This window comes from Symbiopectobacterium purcellii, from assembly GCF_019797845.1.
In the GTDB taxonomy this organism is placed as follows: domain Bacteria; phylum Pseudomonadota; class Gammaproteobacteria; order Enterobacterales; family Enterobacteriaceae; genus Symbiopectobacterium; species Symbiopectobacterium purcellii.
In genome coordinates this window covers 3,230,619-3,251,108 of the sequence record NZ_CP081864.1, presented here as the reverse complement: position 1 = coordinate 3,251,108, position 20,490 = coordinate 3,230,619, and the positions used below count along the sequence as shown (strand labels likewise).

Genomic DNA, 20,490 nt, shown 5'->3' with positions numbered 1-20,490 from the left:
GAGAAGGTGTAGCGTACGGGTAAATCCTAGCAGTGAACCCTACGGTGATTCTAGTTATCTTATTGTTTTAAAAACAAATTACTCAAAAGGTAACAAATTACTCTGGGAAGTGTGATCGCACAGTGATTGCCGTGACACCGGTATTTACTCACCCGTGTGGCGATGTGCGCAATGACGAGACAAAAAGATACGATTTTTTTAAGAAAATGTTATATAAGCCGATAGGCAAGGCACTGCTGCCACCCTATAATCGGCGCCACTTCCACTGACTGGTATGATAATTCTTTTAATCCGGTCGTTATTAGCGTGTGACATAATGAGGTCAATATGACGGTAGAACGTACCTTTTCCATCGTAAAACCCAATGCCGTAGCCAAGAATGCCATCGGTGCCATTTACGCGCGTTTTGAAAGCGCCGGATTCACGCTGGTGGCCGCCAAAATGGTGCAATTAACCCGTGAGCAGGCGGAAGGTTTTTATGCCGAGCATCAAGGCAAGCCGTTTTTTGATGGTCTGGTGGGTTTCATGACATCAGGGCCGATCATGGTGCAGGTGTTGGAAGGGGAAAACGCCATTCAGCGCAACCGTGACATCATGGGCGCGACCAATCCGGCGAATGCGCTGGCAGGTACACTGCGCGCTGACTACGCAGACAGTTTTACCGAAAATGCGGTACACGGCTCTGATTCCCCGGAATCTGCGGCACGTGAGATCGCTTATTTCTTCAGTGCTGAAGAGATCTGTCCGCGCCTGCGTTAATCCGGTGCGGCGGTTTTTCTCGTATCAAGCGTAAAAAAACGCGACGGCGGTAGCATCGCTGTTTTAAACTTTGTACAATGCCGCGCCCCGGATGAGCACGCACTGTTTGTCCGGGGCGTTTCTTATCCCTATTATCGTCATCTGTCGCGCCACAACGTGTAATAACGAGGCCAAGAGTTACCATTATGAGCATGTCCCAATCTCCGTCTTTAGCGGAAAGCACCACCCTGTCTGCTTCCACCTGTTCCTCCACTGATGCTGCTGAACCTGTCGTGAAAACCGACGGTGAAAAGATCAATCTGTTGGATTTGAATCGTCAGCAAATGCGCGCCTTTTTTGCTTCTATTGGCGAGAAGCCGTTCCGCGCCGATCAGGTGATGAAGTGGATGTATCACTACTGTAGCGATGATTTCGCCGACATGACGGACATCAACAAGGTGCTGCGTCAGAAGCTTGAGCAGATAGCCGAAATCCGTGCGCCGGAGGTGGTCGCTGAACAGCGTTCTTCGGATGGCACCATCAAATGGGCGATTCTGGTCGGTGGGCAACGCGTCGAAACCGTGTACATCCCGGAAGAAGATCGTGCCACGCTCTGCGTTTCGTCGCAGGTGGGTTGCGCCCTTGAATGCAAGTTTTGTTCGACCGCGCAGCAGGGATTTAACCGTAACCTGCGCGTATCGGAAATTATTGGTCAGGTGTGGCGTGCCGCGAAAATTATCGGTGCTCAGAAAGTCACCGGCCAGCGCCCCATCACCAACGTGGTGATGATGGGCATGGGCGAGCCGTTGCTGAATCTGAACAACGTGGTGCCCGCCATGGAGATCATGCTGGATGATTTCGGTTTTGGTTTATCCAAACGCCGCGTGACGCTTTCTACCTCTGGTGTGGTACCGGCGCTGGATAAATTGGGTGATATGATCGATGTCGCTTTGGCGATATCGCTGCACGCGCCGACGGATGCTATCCGCAATGAAATCATGCCAATCAACAAAAAGTATGACATTGCGACCTTTTTAGCCGCGGTGCGTCGCTATCTGGAGAAATCCAATGCCAATCAGGGGCGCGTTACGGTGGAGTACGTGCTGCTGGATCATATCAATGATGGCACCGAACATGCACATCAGCTTGCCGAGTGTTTAAAAGATACCCCTTGCAAGATTAACCTGATTCCCTGGAACCCGTTCCCGGGCGCGCCCTATGGTCGCAGCTCCAACAGCCGGGTAGATCGTTTCTCCAAGGTACTGATGGAGTATGGTTTCACCACTATCGTGCGTAAGACGCGCGGTGATGATATTGATGCGGCATGCGGTCAGCTGGCGGGTGAAGTGGTCGATCGTACCAAGCGAACACTGCGCACCAAACGCGCGGGTGAACCAATTCAGGTTAAAGCAGTCTAATGACTTAATGTGCTTGGTGAAATGGTATTGGGTATCGAATCAGGGTGCCAAATACCTTTCATCGGCATATGATGGCGTCCGCGTAGCTAGCGTGTATTGGCTGAATACCCGCTGGTGCTTGCCGCGTTAACACTGCGTGGGATGCGGACAGGGAATCCGTTTTTCAGCGGAGGGTCAGGATGACACCTCGTATTCAGCAAGCGTATGTACAGCGTCGTGTTTTATTTGCGCTCGGCATCGTAGTGCCACTGTTGAGTGGGTGTGCCAAGGTGCAGCGCCCGTCGGCGACCGAGGCGTTGGTCACTACGCGGTTGCAATTGGGTATGGCATACCTGAAACGCGACGACCTTGACGCGGCGCGGCGCAACTTATCGAGCGCTGTTGAAGCCGCTCCGGACGATTATCGCACCCAACTGGGTATGGCGTTGTACGAACAGCGCATTGGCGAATACCGTGCGGCAGAACGGCGTTATCAAACCGCATTGCGTCAGGCACCGGAAAATGCCAGCGTAATGAATAATTACGGTGCGTTTCTCTGTAGTTTAGGGCAGTATGTAGCTGCGCAGAAACAGTTCAGCACTGCGGCGCAACATCCTGATTATCGGGAAGTTGCGCAGGCTTTGGAAAACGCGGGATACTGCCATTTCAAAGCGGGAAAATGTGATGAGGCACGCACATTGTTAGTTCGGGCGCTACACTATGACCCGACAAAAGGCGACAGGGTGCTCAGTGAAGTGAGTCAGCGACTGACTGCCCAACACTTTAACGAAGCCAGGCACCTTTTGGATATTTATCACCATAGCCTTCCAGCCAGCGCTGAGAGTTTATGGTTAGAGATTCGTTTCGCCGCGTTGGCGGGCCGTGATGATGAGCGTAACTATCATGGCGACAGGCTGGCGCGAAGTTTTCCACACTCTAAACAGTACCAGCAGTTCTTAGCTAATGAATACTGAAGCCACTCTAGAAAATACCACCCCTGCCACTCCTGGCGAGCGTCTGCGTCAGGCGCGTGCGCATATGGGATTGACACAGCAAACTGTCGCTGAACGTTTATGCCTCAAAGTGACCACCGTGCGAGAGATCGAAGAGGGCAGCACTTCTCCCGATTTAGCACCTACCTTTTTGCGCGGTTATATCCGCTCTTACGCCAAGCTGGTGCATTTGCCTGAAAGCGAATTGCTGCCAGCATTGGATAAACACGTGGTGCCGAGAATCGCCAACGTGGCGTCAATGCAAGGCTTCGCCTTGGGAAAAAGCCGTAAGAAACGCGACGGCTGGTTGATGACCTTTACCTGGCTGGTAGTGCTTATCGTGCTCGGGTTAACCGGTGCCTGGTGGTGGCAGAATTATCAGGTGCAGCAGCAAGAGATCAGCTCTATGGTCGATCACGCTGCGGCTGACACGACGGAAGAGGCTGAAGGGCAAACGGCGGTGCCACTCGCCAATACCGGTTCGCAGACTATCGATTTGACGCAGATTGCGCCGGCCGCGCCGGAAGAGGCTAATACCGCAGCGAATTCGCCTGCGGCAACCAGCGCGGGTGCACCAGTGACGTCTGCGCAGGCAAGCAATGGGCATCAGCCTGTAGCGCCGGTTACCACGCCCCCTTCTGCGGTGACAGAGCCTGTGGCTTCACCGAACGCAACGCCTGTCAGTGACAATGGCAATACTATTGCCATGACCTTTAACGCCGATTGCTGGCTGGAAGTGATAGATGCAGCAGGCAAAAAACTCTACAGCGGCGTGCAGCGCAGTGGCAGCGCGTTAAACCTGAGCGGTCAGGCGCCTTATCGCTTGAAGATCGGTGCACCGGCAGCCGTACAAATTCAGTATCAAGGTAAACCGGTGGATTTGAGCCGGTTTGTAAGAAGCAACCAGATTGCTCGTCTGACGCTGGCAGCGGAATAATTTCCGGTGCCGGTGATGCTGTAAATGTGGAGAAGAAGTAATGCATAACCCTGCACCCATCGTCCGTCGCAAATCAACGAGCATTTACGTCGGCAAGGTGCCTGTTGGTGACGGCGCACCGATTGCTGTGCAGTCGATGACTAACACCCGAACCACCGATGTGGACGCCACGGTAAGACAGATCAAGTCACTTGAACGCGTTGGTGTGGATATTGTTCGCGTCTCCGTGCCCACCATGGACGCGGCGGAAGCGTTTAAACTGATCAAACAGCAGGTTAACGTTCCGCTGGTGGCCGATATCCACTTTGACTACCGTATCGCGCTGAAAGTGGCGGAATACGGCGTGGACTGCCTGCGCATCAATCCCGGTAATATCGGCAACGAGGAGCGTATTCGCTCGGTGGTCGATTGCGCGCGTGATAAAAACATTCCGATTCGCATCGGGGTCAATGGCGGTTCACTGGAAAAGGATCTTCAGGAAAAATACGGGGAACCCACGCCGGAAGCACTGTTGGAATCCGCAATGCGTCACGTGGACATCCTCGATCGTCTGAATTTCGATCAGTTCAAGGTGAGCGTAAAAGCCTCGGATGTGTTTCTGGCGGTGCAGTCTTATCGCTTACTGGCGGCGCGTATCGATCAACCGCTGCATCTGGGGATCACGGAAGCCGGCGGCGCCCGCAGTGGTGCGGTCAAGTCGGCTATCGGTCTGGGGTTGTTGCTGTCGGAAGGCATTGGCGACACGCTGCGTATTTCGCTGGCGGCCGATCCGGTTGAAGAAGTTAAAGTCGGTTTTGATATCCTCAAATCGCTGCGTATTCGCTCGCGCGGTATCAATTTCATCGCGTGCCCTACCTGCTCTCGCCAGGAATTTGATGTGATCGGCACGGTCAACGCGCTGGAACAGCGTCTGGAAGATATCATCACGCCGATGGATGTCTCCATTATTGGTTGTGTGGTCAACGGGCCGGGCGAAGCGCTGGTCTCAACGCTGGGCGTGACTGGCGGTAGCAAGAAAAGCGGCTTTTATGAAGATGGCGTGCGCCAGAGAGAGCGCTTTGACAACGATGACATGATTGACCAACTGGAAGCGAAAATTCGCGCCAAAGCCGCGATGCTGGATGAAAACAAACGCATCACGATCAATGTGGTGGACAAGTAATCAGTCCTCGCATCGTCACTGACTGTCAAACTCGGCGGTGGCTTTAACATTGAACAGAGCGCATTGAACCCCCTATAATCGGGTTCTATGGAACAAACGATTTTACAACGCATAGAGAACTGACGTGGCAAAAAATATCCAAGCCATACGCGGCATGAATGATTATCTGCCTGCCGAAACGGCCTTATGGCAGCGTATTGAAGATAGCCTGAAAAAAGTACTCCGCAGTTACGGTTACAACGAAATCCGCACGCCGATCATGGAGCAAACGCCGTTGTTTAAGAGGGCGATTGGCGAAGTGACCGACGTAGTCGAAAAAGAGATGTACAGTTTCGATGATCGTAACGGTGATAACCTGTCGCTGCGCCCGGAAGGGACCGCAGGGTGCGTTCGTGCCGGTATTGAACACGGTATTTTCTATAATCAGGAACAGCGCCTGTGGTATATGGGGCCGATGTTTCGCCACGAACGTCCGCAAAAAGGGCGCTACCGCCAATTCCATCAGTTAGGCTGTGAAGTGTTTGGTCTGCAAGGACCGGATATCGATGCCGAACTGATCCTGCTCAGTGCGCGCTGGTGGCGTGAACTGGGTATTGCCGAACATGTTACGCTGGAACTGAACTCTATTGGTTCGCTGGAAGCGAGAGCGCGTTATCGCGAGGCGTTGATTGCGTTTCTGGAACAACACAAAGATCAGTTGGATGAAGATTGTTTGCGTCGCATGTACACCAACCCATTACGCGTACTGGATTCCAAAAATGCGCAGGTGCAGGCACTTCTCAATGACGCGCCGGTGCTGACGGACTATCTGGATGAGGAATCTCGCCAACACTTTGAGCAACTGGGTGAACTTTTAACGCAAGCGGGTATCCCATTTACGGTGAATCCGCGATTAGTGCGTGGCCTGGATTATTACAACCGCACGGTGTTCGAGTGGGTCACCAGCAGTCTGGGTTCGCAGGGCACGGTATGTGCAGGCGGTCGTTATGACGGCATGGTGGAGCAGCTCGGTGGACATGCCACGCCGGCTGTCGGTTTTGCCATGGGGTTGGAGCGTTTGGTGCTGTTAGTGCAGTCGGTTAATCCGGATTTCACCGCACAGCCTGGCGTTGAGGTGTATCTGATTTCCTCCGGCGTTGGCACGCAGTCAGCAGCCATGCAACTGGCTGAAACACTGCGTGATGCGCTGCCTGAGCTGAAATTGATGACCAACTATGGCGGCGGAAATTTCAAGAAACAGTTTGCTCGCGCGGATAAATGGGGCGCTCGTATTGCGCTGGTGCTGGGCGAGAACGAAGTGGCTTCCGGTCAGGTGGTGGTGAAAAATCTGAGCAGCGGTGAGCAGGATACATTGGCGCAGGCGGACGTTGCCGCGCGTCTGGCAACGTTACTGGATTGAGGAGAGAGACACCGTGGAAGTCTATACCACTGAGAATGAGCAAGTTGATGCGTTGCGCCGCTTTTTGATCGAAAACGGTAAAGCGCTGGTGGTGGGGATTGTGCTGGGTATCGGTGCCCTGGTCGGGTGGCGTTACTGGCAGAATCATCAGTCTGAAGGGGCCATGTCTTCCTCGTTGGCTTACCAGCAGGCCAGTGAAGCATTGGCGAAAGGTGATGCGGCGGGCGTTTCGGCGGCGGAAACATTCTCGGCCGAGAATAAAAACAGCTATGGCGTGTTGTCTTCCTTGCAACTGGCGCGCTATCACGCCGATAAAGGGGAGTTCGCTCAGGCGGAAACCCAATTGCGCACGGCGTTGACACAAACCAAAGATGTCGATCTGCAAGCATTGACCGCACTGCGTTTAGCGCGCGTTCAGGTGCAGCAGGGTAAGGCCGATGACGCGTTGAAAACGCTGGATACCATCACACAGGCAGGATGGGCTGCCATGGTGGCGGATGTACGCGGCGATGCGTTAGTGAGCAAAGGCGACAACGCGGCAGCGCGCGCGGCTTACGATAAAGGCGTGGCGGCGAATCCGCCACAGGCATTGCAGGCGTTGCTGCGTATGAAATTAAATAATCTGCCGGGCTAAGAGGAACGTCATGCAATTGCGTAAAACACTTGTGGTTGGGATGCTTTCTCTGGCTTTTTTGAGCGGATGTTCGCTGTTCAGCGGCGAGGAGGACGTGGTAACCATGTCGCCGCTGCCCAAGGTTGAAAATCAATTTACGCCAACCAAAGTTTGGAGCAGTTCTGTGGGGAGCGGCCTTGACGGGCACTACTCCAATTTGCGTCCAGCCTGGCAGGGCGATCGCGTTTTTGCCGCCGACCGTAAAGGTCTGGTGAAGGCGATGGATTTGGCCAACGGCAAAGAGCTGTGGCGCGCCGATCTCTCTATCAAACGTGGCTTTCTCTCTTCGCGTGAATCCGCGCTGCTTTCCGGCGGTGTGACGGTTTCTGGCGATCGCGTCTATGTCGGTAGCGAGCGTGCAGAGGTCTTTGCGCTTAATGCGGCAGACGGTACCCTCGCATGGCAATCCACGGCGGCGGGTGAAGTGTTATCTCGCCCGGTAGTGAGTGATGGCGTGGTGCTGGTGCATACCAGCAACGGCATGCTGCAAGCGCTGAACGAAAGTGACGGTGCCATCAAGTGGACCGTGAACCTGGATATCCCGACGCTGTCGCTACGCGGTGAATCCGCGCCTGCCACCGCGTTTGGTGCTGCCATTGTCGGCGGTGACAACGGTCGTGTGAATGCGGTGCTGATCAACCAAGGGCAGCTGATTTGGCAGCAGCGCATTTCTCAACCGAGCGGCGCAACCGAAATCGATCGTCTGAACGATGTGGATACAACGCCGGTGATTGTCGGTGAGCTGGTGTATGCGCTCGGTTATAACGGCAACATGACGGCGCTCGATCTGCGCTCCGGCCAGATCGTGTGGAAACGCGAGCTGGGTAGCGTGCAGGATTTTGTCGTCGATGGCGATCGCATCTACGTTGTGGATAAAAACGATCGCGTGGTCGCTCTTAGCACCAATGGCGGTGTGAATCTGTGGCGACAAAGCGATCTGCTGCACCGTAACCTGACAGGGCCGGCGCTGTATAATGGCTATCTGGTGGTGGGTGATTCCGAAGGTTATTTGCACTGGATCAATACTGCGGATGGTCGTTTCGTGGCTCAGCATAAAGTGGACAGTTCTGGTTTCCTGAGCGATCCGGTGGTGGCCAGCGACAAGCTGTTGATTCAGGCCAAAAACGGCGACGTATACGCATTTACTCGCTAGAGCACAGAAGGTCTCTGGGCTGCATCGCGCAGGCGGTGTGAGCCTTGAAACGGCTCCTGAACGTATCAGGGGCCGTTTCGTCTTTTTAATATCAGCGAGTCGATTTGCTGTAAAATATTGAAATATAATAAATGAGGTTGTGAAATGATACCTGTCGTCGCGCTCGTTGGGCGCCCGAATGTGGGAAAATCTACCCTGTTTAACCGCCTGACGCGTACCCGTGACGCCCTGGTGGCAGATTTTCCTGGGCTGACGCGTGACCGTAAATACGGCCGGGCTGAAGTGGAAGGGCAGGAGTTCATTATTATTGATACCGGTGGTATCGACGGTTCGGAAGAAGGCGTGGAAACCCGTATGGCGGGGCAGTCGCTGCTCGCCATCGAAGAAGCGGATATTGTGCTGTTTATGGTGGATGCGCGCGCCGGGCTGATGCCTGCCGATCTGGGCATTGCACAGCATTTGCGCAGCCGTGAGAAATCCACCTTCCTGGTCGCCAACAAGATTGATGGTGTGGATGCGGATATCGCGATGGCGGATTTCTATTCGCTGGGGCTGGGTGAGGTTTATCCCATGGCGGCTTCCCACGGGCGCGGTGTTACCTCGTTGCTGGAAAACGTATTGCTGCCTTACGCCAAACAGGAAGATGAACCGGTTGAACTGACGGAAGAAGAGGCTAATGCGGCTTATTGGGCTGAACAGCTCGGCGAAAATAGCGATGTGCCAGAGGATGTTGAAGATAACTTCGATCCGGAAAGTATGCCGATCAAACTGGCGATCGTCGGTCGCCCCAATGTGGGCAAATCTACCCTGACCAACCGTATTCTGGGCGAAGATCGTGTGGTGGTGTATGACATGCCGGGCACCACCCGTGACAGCATTTACATTCCAATGGAGCGCGATGGCCGCGAGTATGTGCTGATCGATACCGCTGGGGTGCGTAAACGTGGCAAGGTCACGGAAACCGTCGAAAAATTCTCGGTGATCAAAACGCTGCAAGCGATTGAAGATGCCAACGTGGTATTGCTGGTTATCGATGCGCGCGACGGTATTTCCGATCAGGATCTCTCGCTGCTGGGCTTTATTCTTAATGCGGGGCGTTCGCTGGTTATCGCGGTGAACAAATGGGATGGGCTGTCACAAGAGATCAAAGAGCAGGTGAAAGACATGCTCGACTTGCGTCTCGGGTTCATTGATTTCGCGCGCGTGCACTTTATCTCTGCGCTGCATGGCAGCGGCGTGGGTAACTTGTTTGAGTCGGTACACGAAGCCTATACCTGCGCGACCAAGCGTGTGAACACCTCGCTGTTGACGCGTATCATGCAAATGGCCGTTGACGATCACCAGCCGCCGCTGGTTCAGGGCCGTCGCGTGAAGCTGAAATACGCTCACGCCGGGGGCTACAACCCACCGATTGTGGTGATCCACGGCAACCAGGTCAAAGATCTGCCCGATTCCTACAAACGCTACCTGATGAACTACTACCGCCGTTCGCTGAACGTGATGGGGACGCCAATTCGCATCCAGTTCAAAGAGGGAGAAAACCCCTTTGCCGAGAAGCGTAATACCCTTACGCCCAATCAGTTGCGTAAGCGTAAGCGCTTGATGCAGCACATCAAGAAAGGCAAATAACCGGAATGGGGCGTAATCGATGATTCGCCCCATTTTTATGGTCGCCTGTCAATCCGCAATGATCGTCAACCCTGTGTGAAAGCGTACGTTATGTCTTGGGAAACCTGGAGTTTTGCCTTTAATGTCACCATGCCCAACCTGTTAATCCTGTTGATTGGTATGGGGTTGCGCCGTTTGGGGCAGCTGGATGACGCCTTTTGCGATTCGGCGATGAAGCTGGTGTTTAATTTAGCGCTGCCCTTCCTGCTGTTTTTCAGCGTGGCGACCAGCCAACAGTCGATTGCCACGCATCTCCCGATGATCCTGTATGGGGCCGTAGGCACCGTAACCACATTTTTATTGCTCGAGTATGCGGCCGTTTATCTGGTGAAAGATCCCCGTGAGCGCGGTATTTTCGTTCAGGGAGGCTTTCGATCCAATACCGGCATCATGGGGTTGGCGTTTGCGGTGCGCGCGTACGGTGAGCAGGGGATTGCGGTCGGCTCGCTCTACCTGACCGTCACCGTTATCTTGTTCAATGTGCTGTCAGTGATCACCCTAACGCGCAGTTTACGGCGAGGGCAGGATGGTGGCCGCGTCAGTAAGAAAGCGCTGTTGACCAGTATTGCGACCAATCCGCTGATTATTGGGCTGTTGCTGGGGGTGGGCTATTCTCAGTCTGGCTTGGCGCTGCCTGATGTGGTACGGCAAACGGGTCAACAAATCTCTGGCTTGGCGCTGCCATTGGCATTGCTGTGTGCCGGGGCCAGTCTGGATTTCAAAACCATGCTGCGCACCAGCAATGTTGCGGCGCTCTCCACCGTCGCCAAACTGGTGGTGGTGCCAGGCTTGCTGACGCTCGGCGGCTGGCTGGTCGGTTTTCGTGGCGTGCAGTTGGGGGTAATCTTTCTCTTTGCCTCGACCCCGACGGCGGCGGGCAGCTATGCCATGACGCGGGCCATGGGGGGGAACGCTACCCTGGCGGCCAATATCATCGCCATGACCACGGTAGGATCGTTTTTTGCCACGGCGCTCGGGGTTTATGTGTTACGCGCCTGGGGCATCGCTTAAGCCTGAAACGGAGGAGCCCATGGAATTCCCGTGTTCGCATTGCCAACATGCCCTGAACTGGCTGAACGACAGCCGGTTTCAGTGCCCGCAGTGCCATCACCACTATCAGCAACAAGCGCATTGTCCGGAATGCCAACACCTTCTGCAAACGTTATCTGCTTGTGGTTCGGTAAGTTATTTTTGCCAACATGGCCACGGTTTGATTTCACGCCAACGCGTGTTGTTCAGTTATCTGCCGGTACAGGAATAGCTAGGGTGATTTGTGCCGTGCGCGCTTTTTGGCATCCGGCGTTACCTGAGTAACCTGGCTTTCTACCCAGCCGTCCTGTAACCGGGTTTTTAGCGTGTCCCCCGGTGCTGCTTGAGCCGTAGCGCGTAAGACCTGCCCGGAGGGCGTGGTGGTCACGTTATAGCCACGCGCCAGCGTTTTTAACGGGCTGACCCCTTCCAGATGGGAACAAACCTCACCCAAGCGCTGTTTATTCTCACTCAGTTGCCTAGTGATAAGCCGCTGCAGTTGGTACTGCATCTGTTGCAGGTGTTGCTGCGCGCGATGAATTCGTGAAAGCGGCTGTTGCTGTGTCAGTCGCTGCTGCAACCGTTCACTGCGCACGGTCACGCGACGCAGTTGCTGCTGCATACTTTCATCGAGCCTGCGACGCAGGGTGATTAATTGATTGAGTTGGCGCGCCAAGCGTAACTGCGGATGCTGTTGTTGCAAACGGTGGTGGAGTCGGGAGAAATCGCGCTGGCGCTGGGCCAGTGAATAATCCATCGCCATTTCCAGCCGCTGACGCTGTGCATGTAGCTGGCGCAGCAGTTCGTTGCGATCGCGACTGACCAACTCCGCTGCCGCCGACGGGGTCGGGGCGCGTAAATCTGCCACAAAGTCGGCAATGGTGACGTCGGTTTCATGGCCGACCGCGCTCACAATAGGAATACGACTGGCGAAGATGGCGCGAGCCACCCGTTCATCGTTAAAGCTCCAGAGATCTTCCAGCGAACCGCCGCCGCGCCCGACGATCAGCACATCACACTCTTGTCGCTGATTGGCACGCTGAATGGCGCGAACAATCTGCATTGGAGCCTCTTCGCCTTGCACCTGACTAGGGTAAATCACTATCGGCAGTGCGGGATCGCGCCGCTGTAGCACATGCAGGATATCGTGCAGCGCCGCGCCGCTGGGTGACGTAATGACGCCGACACTGCTGGCTGGGCGGGGGAGCGCCTGTTTGAACGACTGATCGAACAACCCTTCTGACGCTAACCGCTGCTTAAGCTGTTCGAACTGTTGTTGCAACAGGCCATCACCTGCGGGTTGCATGCTCTCTGCCAGCAGTTGGTAATCGCCGCGTGGTTCATACAGAGTGATCGTGGCGCGCAACAGCACCTGCTGTCCGTTTTGCGGGCGAAACGTCACACGCCGATTGCTGGTGCGAAACATGGCGCAGCGCACCTGGGCGCGCTCATCTTTCAGGGTAAAGTACCAGTGGCCGGAAGCGGGCTGGGACAAGTTGGATATCTCGCCGCACAGCCAGATTTGCCCCATTTCCATTTCCAACAGTTGCCGGACGGTTTGATTGAGGCGGCTGACGGTAAATATAGCGGATGAAGGCGCTTGGGACATGGCGTTGGCTAACCCGATTTAGTGAGCGAGATCAAATTTTAAAACAGAGGGTTAATTAACCGATACTACCTTGCCTGAAAGGTTAATCAAGTTTTTTTATAAAAAAAGCTGGAGGCAACCGATTACGCTCTGTATAATGCCACGGCAATATTTTATCGCATCCCCACATGAGATATTGCCCATGCTACGTATTGCCAAAGAAGCACTGACGTTTGATGACGTCCTCCTGATCCCAGCTCACTCGACCGTTCTGCCGAACACTGCCGATCTTACTACCCAACTGACAAAAACGATTCGCCTGAATATTCCTATGCTCTCTGCTGCCATGGATACCGTGACGGAATCCGGTTTGGCCATCGCACTCGCGCAGGAAGGCGGCATCGGTTTCATCCATAAAAACATGTCGATTGAACGTCAGGCGGAAGAAGTCAGCCGCGTGAAGCGTCACGAAAGCGGCGTGGTTGTCGATCCGCAAACCGTCACGCCAACCACCACGCTGCGTGAGGTCAAAGCGCTGACCGAGCGTAACGGCTTTGCTGGTTACCCGGTAGTGACCGACGATAACGAACTGGTTGGTATTATCACCGGTCGTGACGTGCGTTTTGTGACTGATTTGGAACGCCCGGTAAGCGCCGTGATGACGCCGAAAGACCGTTTGGTGACGGTGCGTGAAGGTGAAGCGCGTGACGTGGTGCTGCAAAAAATGCACGAGAAACGCGTTGAGAAAGCGCTGGTCGTGGATGACAGTTTCCATCTGCTCGGCATGATCACCGTCAAAGACTTCCAGAAAGCAGAGCGTAAACCTAACGCCTGTAAAGACGAACACGGTCGCCTGCGCGTCGGTGCGGCGGTTGGTGCGGGTGCGGGCAACGAAGAGCGCGTCGATGCGCTGGTTGCAGCCGGTGTTGACGTGCTGCTGATCGACTCCTCGCACGGTCACTCTGAGGGCGTATTGCAGCGCATTCGTGAAACCCGTGCCAAATACCCCGATCTGCAAATTATCGGCGGCAACGTTGCCACTGGTGCTGGTGCCAAAGCGCTGGCTGAAGCGGGCGTGAGCGCGGTGAAAGTGGGGATTGGTCCTGGCTCTATTTGTACCACCCGTATCGTTACCGGCGTAGGTGTACCGCAGATCACCGCGATTTCTGACGCGGTAGAAGCGCTTGAAGGGACTGGTATTCCGGTCATCGCCGATGGCGGCATCCGTTTCTCCGGTGACATCGCTAAAGCCATCGCTGCCGGTGCAGCCTGTGTGATGGTAGGCTCTATGCTGGCGGGCACGGAAGAATCTCCGGGCGAGATCGAGCTGTATCAAGGCCGTTCCTTTAAATCTTACCGTGGCATGGGCTCACTGGGTGCCATGTCCAAAGGCTCTTCCGACCGTTATTTCCAGAGCGATAACGCGGCGGATAAACTGGTGCCGGAAGGGATCGAAGGGCGTGTGGCTTACAAAGGCCGCCTGAAAGAGATCGTGCATCAGCAAATGGGTGGCCTGCGTTCCTGCATGGGCTTGACCGGTTGCGGTACCATTGACGCATTGCGCACTCAGGCCGAGTTTGTTCGTATCAGCGGTGCAGGCATTCAGGAAAGCCACGTGCACGATGTGACCATCACCAAGGAATCTCCGAACTATCGGATGGGTTGATTGGGCCCACAGACCAATCTGCCGATGTGATGGCTGATTTGACAGAAACCCGGTAAACTTCGCCGGGTTCTCTTATTTTTTGCTTCTTACGTATTTTGGAATACGCCTCTCATGACAGAAAATATTCATCAACACCGCATACTCATTCTGGATTTTGGTTCGCAGTACACGCAACTGGTCGCTCGCCGCGTGCGTGAACTGGGCGTTTATTGCGAACTCTGGGCATGGGACGTTACCGAAGCACAGATTCGCGAATTCAACCCGAACGGCATCATCCTTTCCGGTGGCCCGGAAAGCACCACCGAGCACAACAGTCCGCGCGCGCCGGAATATGTGTTCCAGGCCGGTGTGCCGGTGTTAGGCGTGTGCTATGGCATGCAGACCATGGCAATGCAGCTGGGTGGACATGTTGAAAGCTCCAGCGAGCGTGAGTTTGGTTATGCTCAGGTCGAAATCAAAACGGAAAGTGCGCTGCTGCGCGATATTCAGGATGCGCTGAGTGAAAGCGGTGCGCCGCTGCTGGACGTCTGGATGAGCCACGGCGATAAAGTGACGGCCATTCCATCCGATTTCGTTACCGTTGCCAGCACCGATACCTGCCCGTTTGCCATTATGGCTAACGAAGAGAAACGCTTTTACGGCGTACAGTTCCACCCGGAAGTGACGCACACCCGTCAGGGACAGCGCATCCTGGAACGCTTTGTGCGTGACATCTGCCGCTGTGATGCGCTGTGGACGCCGGCAAAAATTATCGATGACGCGATAGTGCGCCTGCGTGAACAGATTGGTAACGATCGCGTTATTCTGGGCCTGTCCGGTGGTGTCGATTCTTCTGTTACCGCGATGCTGCTGCACCGTGCCATTGGCGATCGTTTGACCTGCGTGTTCGTGGATAACGGCCTGCTGCGTTTGAACGAAGCGGACCAGGTGTTGGAAATGTTCGGCGATCACTTTGGTCTGAATATTGTGCACGTGGCGGCGGAAGATCGTTTCCTGTCTGAATTGGCCGGTGAAAACGATCCTGAAGCCAAACGCAAAATCATTGGTCGGGTGTTCGTCGACGTGTTCGATGAAGAAGCGAGCAAGCAGACCGAGGTGAAATGGCTGGCGCAGGGCACCATTTATCCTGATGTGATTGAATCTGCGGCGTCCAAGACCGGTAAAGCGCACGTCATCAAGTCTCACCACAACGTGGGTGGCTTGCCAAAAGAGATGAAGCTGGGTCTGGTTGAGCCGCTGAAAGAGCTGTTCAAAGACGAAGTGCGTAAAATTGGTCTCGAACTGGGCTTGCCGTACAACATGCTGTACCGCCATCCGTTCCCCGGCCCGGGCCTTGGGGTGCGAGTGCTGGGCGAAGTGAAGAAAGAGTACTGCGATCTGCTGCGCCGTGCCGATGCCATCTTCATCGAAGAACTGCACAATGCGGACCTGTACCATAAAGTAAGCCAGGCCTTTACCGTGTTCCTGCCAGTGCGTTCCGTTGGCGTGATGGGCGACGGTCGTAAATACGACTGGGTGGTCTCTTTGCGTGCCGTTGAAACGATCGACTTTATGACTGCGCACTGGGCACACCTGCCTTATGACTTCCTGGGCCGCGTTTCCAACCGCATTATCAACGAAGTCGATGGTATTTCCCGCGTAGTGTATGACGTGTCGGGCAAGCCGCCTGCAACGATTGAGTGGGAATGATTTCGCGTCTGGCAACACCCTGCACGTGAAAGCAGTAAAACATCTCTAAGCCCTCGTAACTGCGGGCTTTTTTGTTTTTGTGTCTGGCACTTTCTGGCAGCTGTTAGCAACGGGAAGCTCGGTTTTTTCAATGGAATTTTTGATGGTACTCTCTGGTTTCGAATTCAGGTTTGAAAAAGTACCATGTGATAAATTTCGGTTGAGTTATGGTATTTTTTTTATAACTCAATTAAAAACAGAGAGTTAAATAACTTTTCTGAATTTTTTACAACATGGTATTTTTTGATAGAGGAAAACAATAAACCATGTTGACTGACACCAGGCTGCGTCACCTTAAGCCGAAGGAGAAACTCTATAAAGTTAATGACCGCGATGGTCTGTATGTTGCGGTGACTCCGGCTGGAACGATCTCATTTCGCTACAACTATTCAATAAACGGAAGACAAGAGACCGTTACGTTTGGCCGCTATGGTGTTGGAGGGATTACGCTTGCTGAAGCGCGTGAACGGCTCAACGAAGCTAAAAAGATGGTTGCCGGTGGAAGATCGCCTGCGAGGGAAAAAGCTAGAGATAAAGCGCGTATCAAAGATGCGGAGACTTTTGGCGCATGGGCTGAGAAATGGTTACGTGGCTATCAAATGGCTGAATCGACGCGTGATATGCGGCGTTCGGTATGAACCGCTATCGGTTTGTTAGACAGCTCAGAGTCATTTAAAATGACTTAAAAAAGAGGTACCCATGAGCGGCAAGCGTTATCCCGACGAGTTTAAAATTGAAGCAGTCAAACAGGTTGTTGATCGTGGTCATTCCGTTGCAAGCGTGGCAACACGCCTTGATATCACCACTCACAGTCTTTATGCGTGGATAAAGAAGTATGGCCCAGATTCTTCGGCCAATCAGGAACAGTCAGATGCTCAGGCCGAGATCCGACGGCTCCAGAAAGAATTGAAACGGGTTACGGATGAACGAGATATATTAAAAAAAGCCGCGGCGTACTTCGCAAAGCTGTCCGACTGAGGTACGTCTTTATCCGTGACAACAGTCGTGACTTTCCGGTTCGTTTGCTCTGCCGTGTTTTGGATGTTCATCCGAGTGGTTTCTATGCCTGGCTTCAGCAACCCCATTCACGGCGATACCACACAGACCAGAAGCTGACCGGGCTGATTAAGCAGTTTTGGCTTGAATCTGGGTGTGTATATGGCTATCACAAAATTCACCTGGATTTACGTGATACCGGTGAACAGTGTGGGGCGAACCGGGTCTGGCGTCTGATGCACGGTGCAGGAATAAAGGCTCAAGTCGGTTATCGCAGTCCAAGATCGTACAAAAGCGAAGCGAGCATTGTGACACCCAACAAGCTCCAGAGACAATTTAACCCGATGGCACCGGATGAACGCTGGGTGACAGATATTACGTATGTTAAAACACATGAAGGTTGGTTATATCTTGCGGTAGTGGTCGACCTGTTTTCCCGTAAAATCATTGGCTGGTCGATGCAGGCCAGAATGACGAAGGACATCGTGCTGAACGCATTGCTAATGGCGCTGTGGAGGCGTAATCCGCAAAAACAGGTGTTGATACATTCAGACCAAGGCAGTCAATATACTAGCCACGAGTGGCAGTCATTCCTGAAGTCACATGGTCTGGAAGGTAGCATGAGTAGACGCGGCAACTGTCATGATAACGCCGTTGCCGAAAATTTTTTCCAGCTTCTCAAGCGTGAGCGGATAAATAAAAGGATCTACGGAACGCGGGAGGAAGCCCGAAGCGATATTTTTGATTACATCGAAATGTTTTATAACAGCAGGCGTCGACATGGTTAGAGCAATCAGGTGTCGCCGAATGAATATGAACAGCAGTATTATCAACGACTCGAAAGTGTCTAGATTACCCGTAGCGATTCATACCTCTTTTTTAAGTCATTTTAAATGATTCTGAGCTGTCTAACAAACCGATAGCGGTTCAAGGCGTACTTGCTGAAATAGTTCGCTTTTTTGCCGTCATTGGTTTTTTTTATTATCTTTTAATCAACGGCCCACCCATATCGCAATCCATAATTAATTCAATGAGACAACTTGCAGCAAACGCTTTAGGAATAAGTACTGGTATTTCGCCCTCAAGCATAGTTGATATGGCGTTTGCGATATTAACAAAGGTCAGTTCAGCCGCATCAATTTGGTCGCCAATGATATCTACCATTATGATAACAGTCGCGATAATCGTTCTGGTAGTGATGTCCCTTATAGCGATAAATATGCTAATCATGTTGGTTTCTGCATGGGTGTTATGTTATGTAGGAGTTATATTGCTTGGGTTTGGTGGTTCGAAATGGACCTCTGATATAGCAACTAATTACTTACGAACTGTTTTATCGATTGGCATTCAATTATTCACGATGACATTAATTATTGGGATTGGACAATCATTTATAGATCAATACTTTTCTGTTATTAAAAATGATGTTCCTGATCTTAATAGCCTTATCGTTTTGCTTCTGGCGTCAATTATCCCATTAGTATTAACTAATAAGTTGCCACTGTTGTTATCAGGTGTTGTTGGAGGGGCGTCTTTACAAGGGGTTGGTGGTTTTGGGGCGGGTATGATTACCGGCGCTGCCGCTACTGCCATCAGCGGTGCTGGGGCAATGGCAATGGAGGCATCAGCTCAAGTCAGCGGTGGAGCCTCTGCATTAAAAGCAGCGTTCGAGTCTGCGCAAGCTGCCATGGCCGAAGAGTCGGGTTCCGGTGGATTAATTGGTGGCGGTGAAGATACCGGTTCTTTAGACTCGTCGGGAGAGCAACCATCCGGTAAAGTTAGCTCCAGTGGGGGAAGCGAAGGTTTTGCTGCATCCTTCTCGCGTGCTGGCCGCATGGCAAGCCATATGGGAAGCATTATGGCTAACGGCGCTGCTGAGTACCAGACAATAAAGCGAAGTGGCAATTCTTCTCGTGTCCAACAGACTATTGGAGGGGAGTTGGCAACTCAGATACGTAAACAAACAGCTACTCGTCGGGATAACCGCGAGCATGATGATTTTGCCGGAGATAGCTTATCCGGCAATAATAAATCTTGAATCACGAGTGTCAGTTAACGAGGTAGCGTGAACTGACGCTTTCACTGAGCGAACTTTACTCCTGCAACTCAAAGGAAAAACCATGTCCAGTACTCCCTATTCACGGTTACGCATTGAGGGCTTCCGCAAAGCAGAGGCTTCCCTGAGACTAGAAGGAATGGACCCCAGGGGTACGCCACTGTACGAGTCCGTTAAGGCATGTATTATTTCAGGTGAGCTGACGTATGAGCAGGGGCGTTCTGAGATTCTTGCATACTACACAAAAGCAGATACTGCCGGGCCTGTGACAGTGGGAGAAATGCTGACAGAAGAATTCTTAAAACCGCTGAACATGTCTCATGATGAACTGGCGGAAGCTATGGGTATCTGCAAGCAGTATATTGACGATATTATCTGCGGTTTGCGTCGTCTTACGGATGATGAGGCTCGAGTTCTTGCTGCCGTATTTGGTACTGATGAGGATTTTTGGAGCAATCTGCAGATGTTGCAGGATTGTCAGGAACAATGATGTAAATAATCAATCCGCGCTACCTTATAAGTAATGATAAGGCCGCCCTTCAAGTGTCATGAAAGTTTCAGCATCTGCTTGAAGTCTTTTCTTGAACCTACAGTTCTGGTCATAAATAGGTAGCAGGGCCTTGTGAAACTTGAAACTGAGACTGAACCTGCTATAGAACCGGGTTCCATTCTGTTAAACTTACGGTCAAAAATTTTCAAGAAAACCTGGGATTTGACATGAGTTCACTGCACACCAGTAGCGGCAGGGCGGTCACATGCCAATCGAGATCTGTACGCAAATGAACGCCGTAGAAATTGAACAAGTCATAACGAAACTTGTGGAGCAACCATTTTATCTCGTTAATTTTTCTAATGTTTTTCTTGAGGCTTTTGGCAGCAGGGTGGCTACTATTAAACGCATGATTTCCAAGGCCTCAAACAGGTTCAATTTGGTTGGTGTTCTTCAACCATCTACAGCTATATCTACATTTTTGCCTGTAAAGCGAGCCAAGGCCTGGTGACGCAAATGCTGGTTGTACTCAACGCCAGCCTGTCAACAGACAAGGGCAAGGCAAAATTCATCCTCACCTCTTATGGCACAGATTTCGCATAATGAAGACCTTACCAGTTGCCAGAATGTCGCTTGCACATTTAAAAATTTTCAGTTTACTTCTGTTTCTTTCTCTCGCTGGAAGGTATATCGCTGTTCGTCAGACCAGCGAGAACAGCTTCGATACCAGTGTTACCAGCGACTTAAATCGTCTATATTTCGAACCGCTGAAACGGAACACTGAGAAGCATCGGCACAACATGAGCAAACTCATGGCA

16 protein-coding genes and 3 pseudogenes are annotated in these 20,490 nt (G+C 52.7%); 18 read left to right on the top strand and 1 reads right to left on the bottom strand.

The genetic code is table 11. The annotated features are described in order from the left end of the window. The first annotated feature begins 327 nt into the window (after positions 1-327). The 11 genes from ndk to K6K13_RS15200 all read left to right on the top strand — a co-directional run bounded on the left by ndk (position 328) and on the right by K6K13_RS15200 (position 11,380). Positions 328-759, top strand: a complete 432-nt coding sequence (gene ndk / locus K6K13_RS15250) for a nucleoside-diphosphate kinase (RefSeq protein ID WP_222157754.1) — start codon at positions 328-330, stop codon at positions 757-759. A gap of 185 nt (positions 760-944) precedes the next feature. Beyond that, on the top strand, positions 945-2,156 hold the full coding sequence (rlmN, locus tag K6K13_RS15245; RefSeq protein WP_434064581.1) for a dual-specificity RNA methyltransferase RlmN: 1,212 nt from the start codon (positions 945-947) through the stop codon (positions 2,154-2,156). A gap of 179 nt (positions 2,157-2,335) precedes the next feature. After that, on the top strand, positions 2,336-3,109 hold the full coding sequence (pilW, locus tag K6K13_RS15240; RefSeq protein WP_222157753.1) for a type IV pilus biogenesis/stability protein PilW: 774 nt from the start codon (positions 2,336-2,338) through the stop codon (positions 3,107-3,109). After that, positions 3,099-4,064 carry a cytoskeleton protein RodZ gene (gene rodZ / locus K6K13_RS15235; RefSeq protein ID WP_222157752.1) on the top strand — a complete coding sequence of 322 codons (966 nt, stop codon included), beginning with the start codon at positions 3,099-3,101 and terminating at the stop codon, positions 4,062-4,064. The genes pilW and rodZ overlap by 11 nt, the downstream gene beginning before the upstream one ends. 40 nt (positions 4,065-4,104) lie before the next feature. Beyond that, the gene (ispG, locus tag K6K13_RS15230) at positions 4,105-5,226 is read left to right on the top strand and encodes a flavodoxin-dependent (E)-4-hydroxy-3-methylbut-2-enyl-diphosphate synthase (RefSeq protein ID WP_222157751.1); all 1,122 of its coding nucleotides are present in this window, start codon (positions 4,105-4,107) and stop codon (positions 5,224-5,226) included. Positions 5,227-5,350: 124 nt separating this feature from the next. Further along, positions 5,351-6,625 (top strand): histidine--tRNA ligase, encoded by a 1,275-nt coding sequence (gene hisS, locus K6K13_RS15225; protein WP_222157750.1) that lies wholly within the window; start codon positions 5,351-5,353, stop codon positions 6,623-6,625. A gap of 13 nt (positions 6,626-6,638) precedes the next feature. Continuing rightward, complete coding sequence (locus tag K6K13_RS15220; protein WP_222157749.1) at positions 6,639-7,259, top strand: YfgM family protein; 621 nt, start codon at positions 6,639-6,641, stop codon at positions 7,257-7,259. Between the two features lie 10 nt (positions 7,260-7,269). Beyond that, on the top strand, positions 7,270-8,451 hold the full coding sequence (gene bamB / locus K6K13_RS15215; protein ID WP_222157748.1) for an outer membrane protein assembly factor BamB: 1,182 nt from the start codon (positions 7,270-7,272) through the stop codon (positions 8,449-8,451). A gap of 144 nt (positions 8,452-8,595) precedes the next feature. After that, the gene (gene der, locus K6K13_RS15210; protein WP_222157747.1) at positions 8,596-10,080 is read left to right on the top strand and encodes a ribosome biogenesis GTPase Der; all 1,485 of its coding nucleotides are present in this window, start codon (positions 8,596-8,598) and stop codon (positions 10,078-10,080) included. A 90-nt stretch (positions 10,081-10,170) separates the two neighbouring features. Beyond that, entirely contained in the window at positions 10,171-11,130 is a 960-nt protein-coding gene (locus K6K13_RS15205) for an AEC family transporter (protein ID WP_222157746.1), read from the top strand. A 19-nt stretch (positions 11,131-11,149) separates the two neighbouring features. Further along, a complete protein-coding gene (locus K6K13_RS15200) occupies positions 11,150-11,380 on the top strand; it encodes a zinc ribbon domain-containing protein (RefSeq protein ID WP_222157745.1) in 231 nt (76 codons plus the stop codon). On the opposite strand, the gene xseA is transcribed toward K6K13_RS15200, so the two are convergent. Continuing rightward, positions 11,381-12,757, bottom strand: a complete 1,377-nt coding sequence (xseA, locus tag K6K13_RS15195) for an exodeoxyribonuclease VII large subunit (RefSeq protein WP_222157744.1) — start codon at positions 12,755-12,757, stop codon at positions 11,381-11,383. It abuts the gene before it with no gap. A gap of 181 nt (positions 12,758-12,938) precedes the next feature. Here xseA and guaB point away from each other — a divergent pair, with 181 nt between their 5' ends. The 7 genes and pseudogenes from guaB to K6K13_RS15160 all read left to right on the top strand — a co-directional run bounded on the left by guaB (position 12,939) and on the right by K6K13_RS15160 (position 20,183). Further along, entirely contained in the window at positions 12,939-14,402 is a 1,464-nt protein-coding gene (gene guaB, locus K6K13_RS15190) for an IMP dehydrogenase (RefSeq protein ID WP_222157743.1), read from the top strand. Positions 14,403-14,513: 111 nt separating this feature from the next. Beyond that, positions 14,514-16,091 (top strand): glutamine-hydrolyzing GMP synthase, encoded by a 1,578-nt coding sequence (gene guaA, locus K6K13_RS15185; RefSeq protein WP_222157742.1) that lies wholly within the window; start codon positions 14,514-14,516, stop codon positions 16,089-16,091. A gap of 305 nt (positions 16,092-16,396) precedes the next feature. Further along, a pseudogene (locus tag K6K13_RS15180) lies at positions 16,397-16,765 on the top strand (Arm DNA-binding domain-containing protein); the annotation flags it as partial. A 64-nt stretch (positions 16,766-16,829) separates the two neighbouring features. Further along, positions 16,830-17,977, top strand: a pseudogene (locus K6K13_RS15175) (IS3 family transposase). Positions 17,978-18,060: 83 nt separating this feature from the next. Beyond that, positions 18,061-19,164, top strand: a pseudogene (gene trbL, locus K6K13_RS15170) (P-type conjugative transfer protein TrbL); the annotation flags it as partial. Positions 19,165-19,246: 82 nt separating this feature from the next. Beyond that, positions 19,247-19,672 carry a HigA family addiction module antitoxin gene (locus K6K13_RS15165; protein ID WP_222157740.1) on the top strand — a complete coding sequence of 142 codons (426 nt, stop codon included), beginning with the start codon at positions 19,247-19,249 and terminating at the stop codon, positions 19,670-19,672. 265 nt (positions 19,673-19,937) lie between these two features. Then, positions 19,938-20,183, top strand: a complete 246-nt coding sequence (locus tag K6K13_RS15160; RefSeq protein ID WP_222157739.1) for a hypothetical protein — start codon at positions 19,938-19,940, stop codon at positions 20,181-20,183. The last annotated feature ends 307 nt before the right edge of the window (positions 20,184-20,490 follow it).

Bases quoted from the DNA above. Each gene is read 5' to 3' on its own strand.
- ndk (WP_222157754.1), top strand. From the start codon at position 328: ATGACGGTAGAACGTACCTTTTCCATCGTAAAACCCAATGCCGTAGCC.
- rlmN (WP_434064581.1), top strand. From the start codon at position 945: ATGAGCATGTCCCAATCTCCGTCTTTAGCGGAAAGCACCACCCTGTCT.
- pilW (WP_222157753.1), top strand. From the start codon at position 2,336: ATGACACCTCGTATTCAGCAAGCGTATGTACAGCGTCGTGTTTTATTT.
- rodZ (WP_222157752.1), top strand. From the start codon at position 3,099: ATGAATACTGAAGCCACTCTAGAAAATACCACCCCTGCCACTCCTGGC.
- ispG (WP_222157751.1), top strand. From the start codon at position 4,105: ATGCATAACCCTGCACCCATCGTCCGTCGCAAATCAACGAGCATTTAC.
- bamB (WP_222157748.1), top strand. From the start codon at position 7,270: ATGCAATTGCGTAAAACACTTGTGGTTGGGATGCTTTCTCTGGCTTTT.
- der (WP_222157747.1), top strand. From the start codon at position 8,596: ATGATACCTGTCGTCGCGCTCGTTGGGCGCCCGAATGTGGGAAAATCT.
- K6K13_RS15205 (WP_222157746.1), top strand. From the start codon at position 10,171: ATGTCTTGGGAAACCTGGAGTTTTGCCTTTAATGTCACCATGCCCAAC.
- K6K13_RS15200 (WP_222157745.1), top strand. From the start codon at position 11,150: ATGGAATTCCCGTGTTCGCATTGCCAACATGCCCTGAACTGGCTGAAC.
- xseA (WP_222157744.1), bottom strand. From the start codon at position 12,757: ATGTCCCAAGCGCCTTCATCCGCTATATTTACCGTCAGCCGCCTCAAT.
- guaB (WP_222157743.1), top strand. From the start codon at position 12,939: ATGCTACGTATTGCCAAAGAAGCACTGACGTTTGATGACGTCCTCCTG.
- guaA (WP_222157742.1), top strand. From the start codon at position 14,514: ATGACAGAAAATATTCATCAACACCGCATACTCATTCTGGATTTTGGT.
- K6K13_RS15165 (WP_222157740.1), top strand. From the start codon at position 19,247: ATGTCCAGTACTCCCTATTCACGGTTACGCATTGAGGGCTTCCGCAAA.
- K6K13_RS15160 (WP_222157739.1), top strand. From the start codon at position 19,938: ATGCCAATCGAGATCTGTACGCAAATGAACGCCGTAGAAATTGAACAA.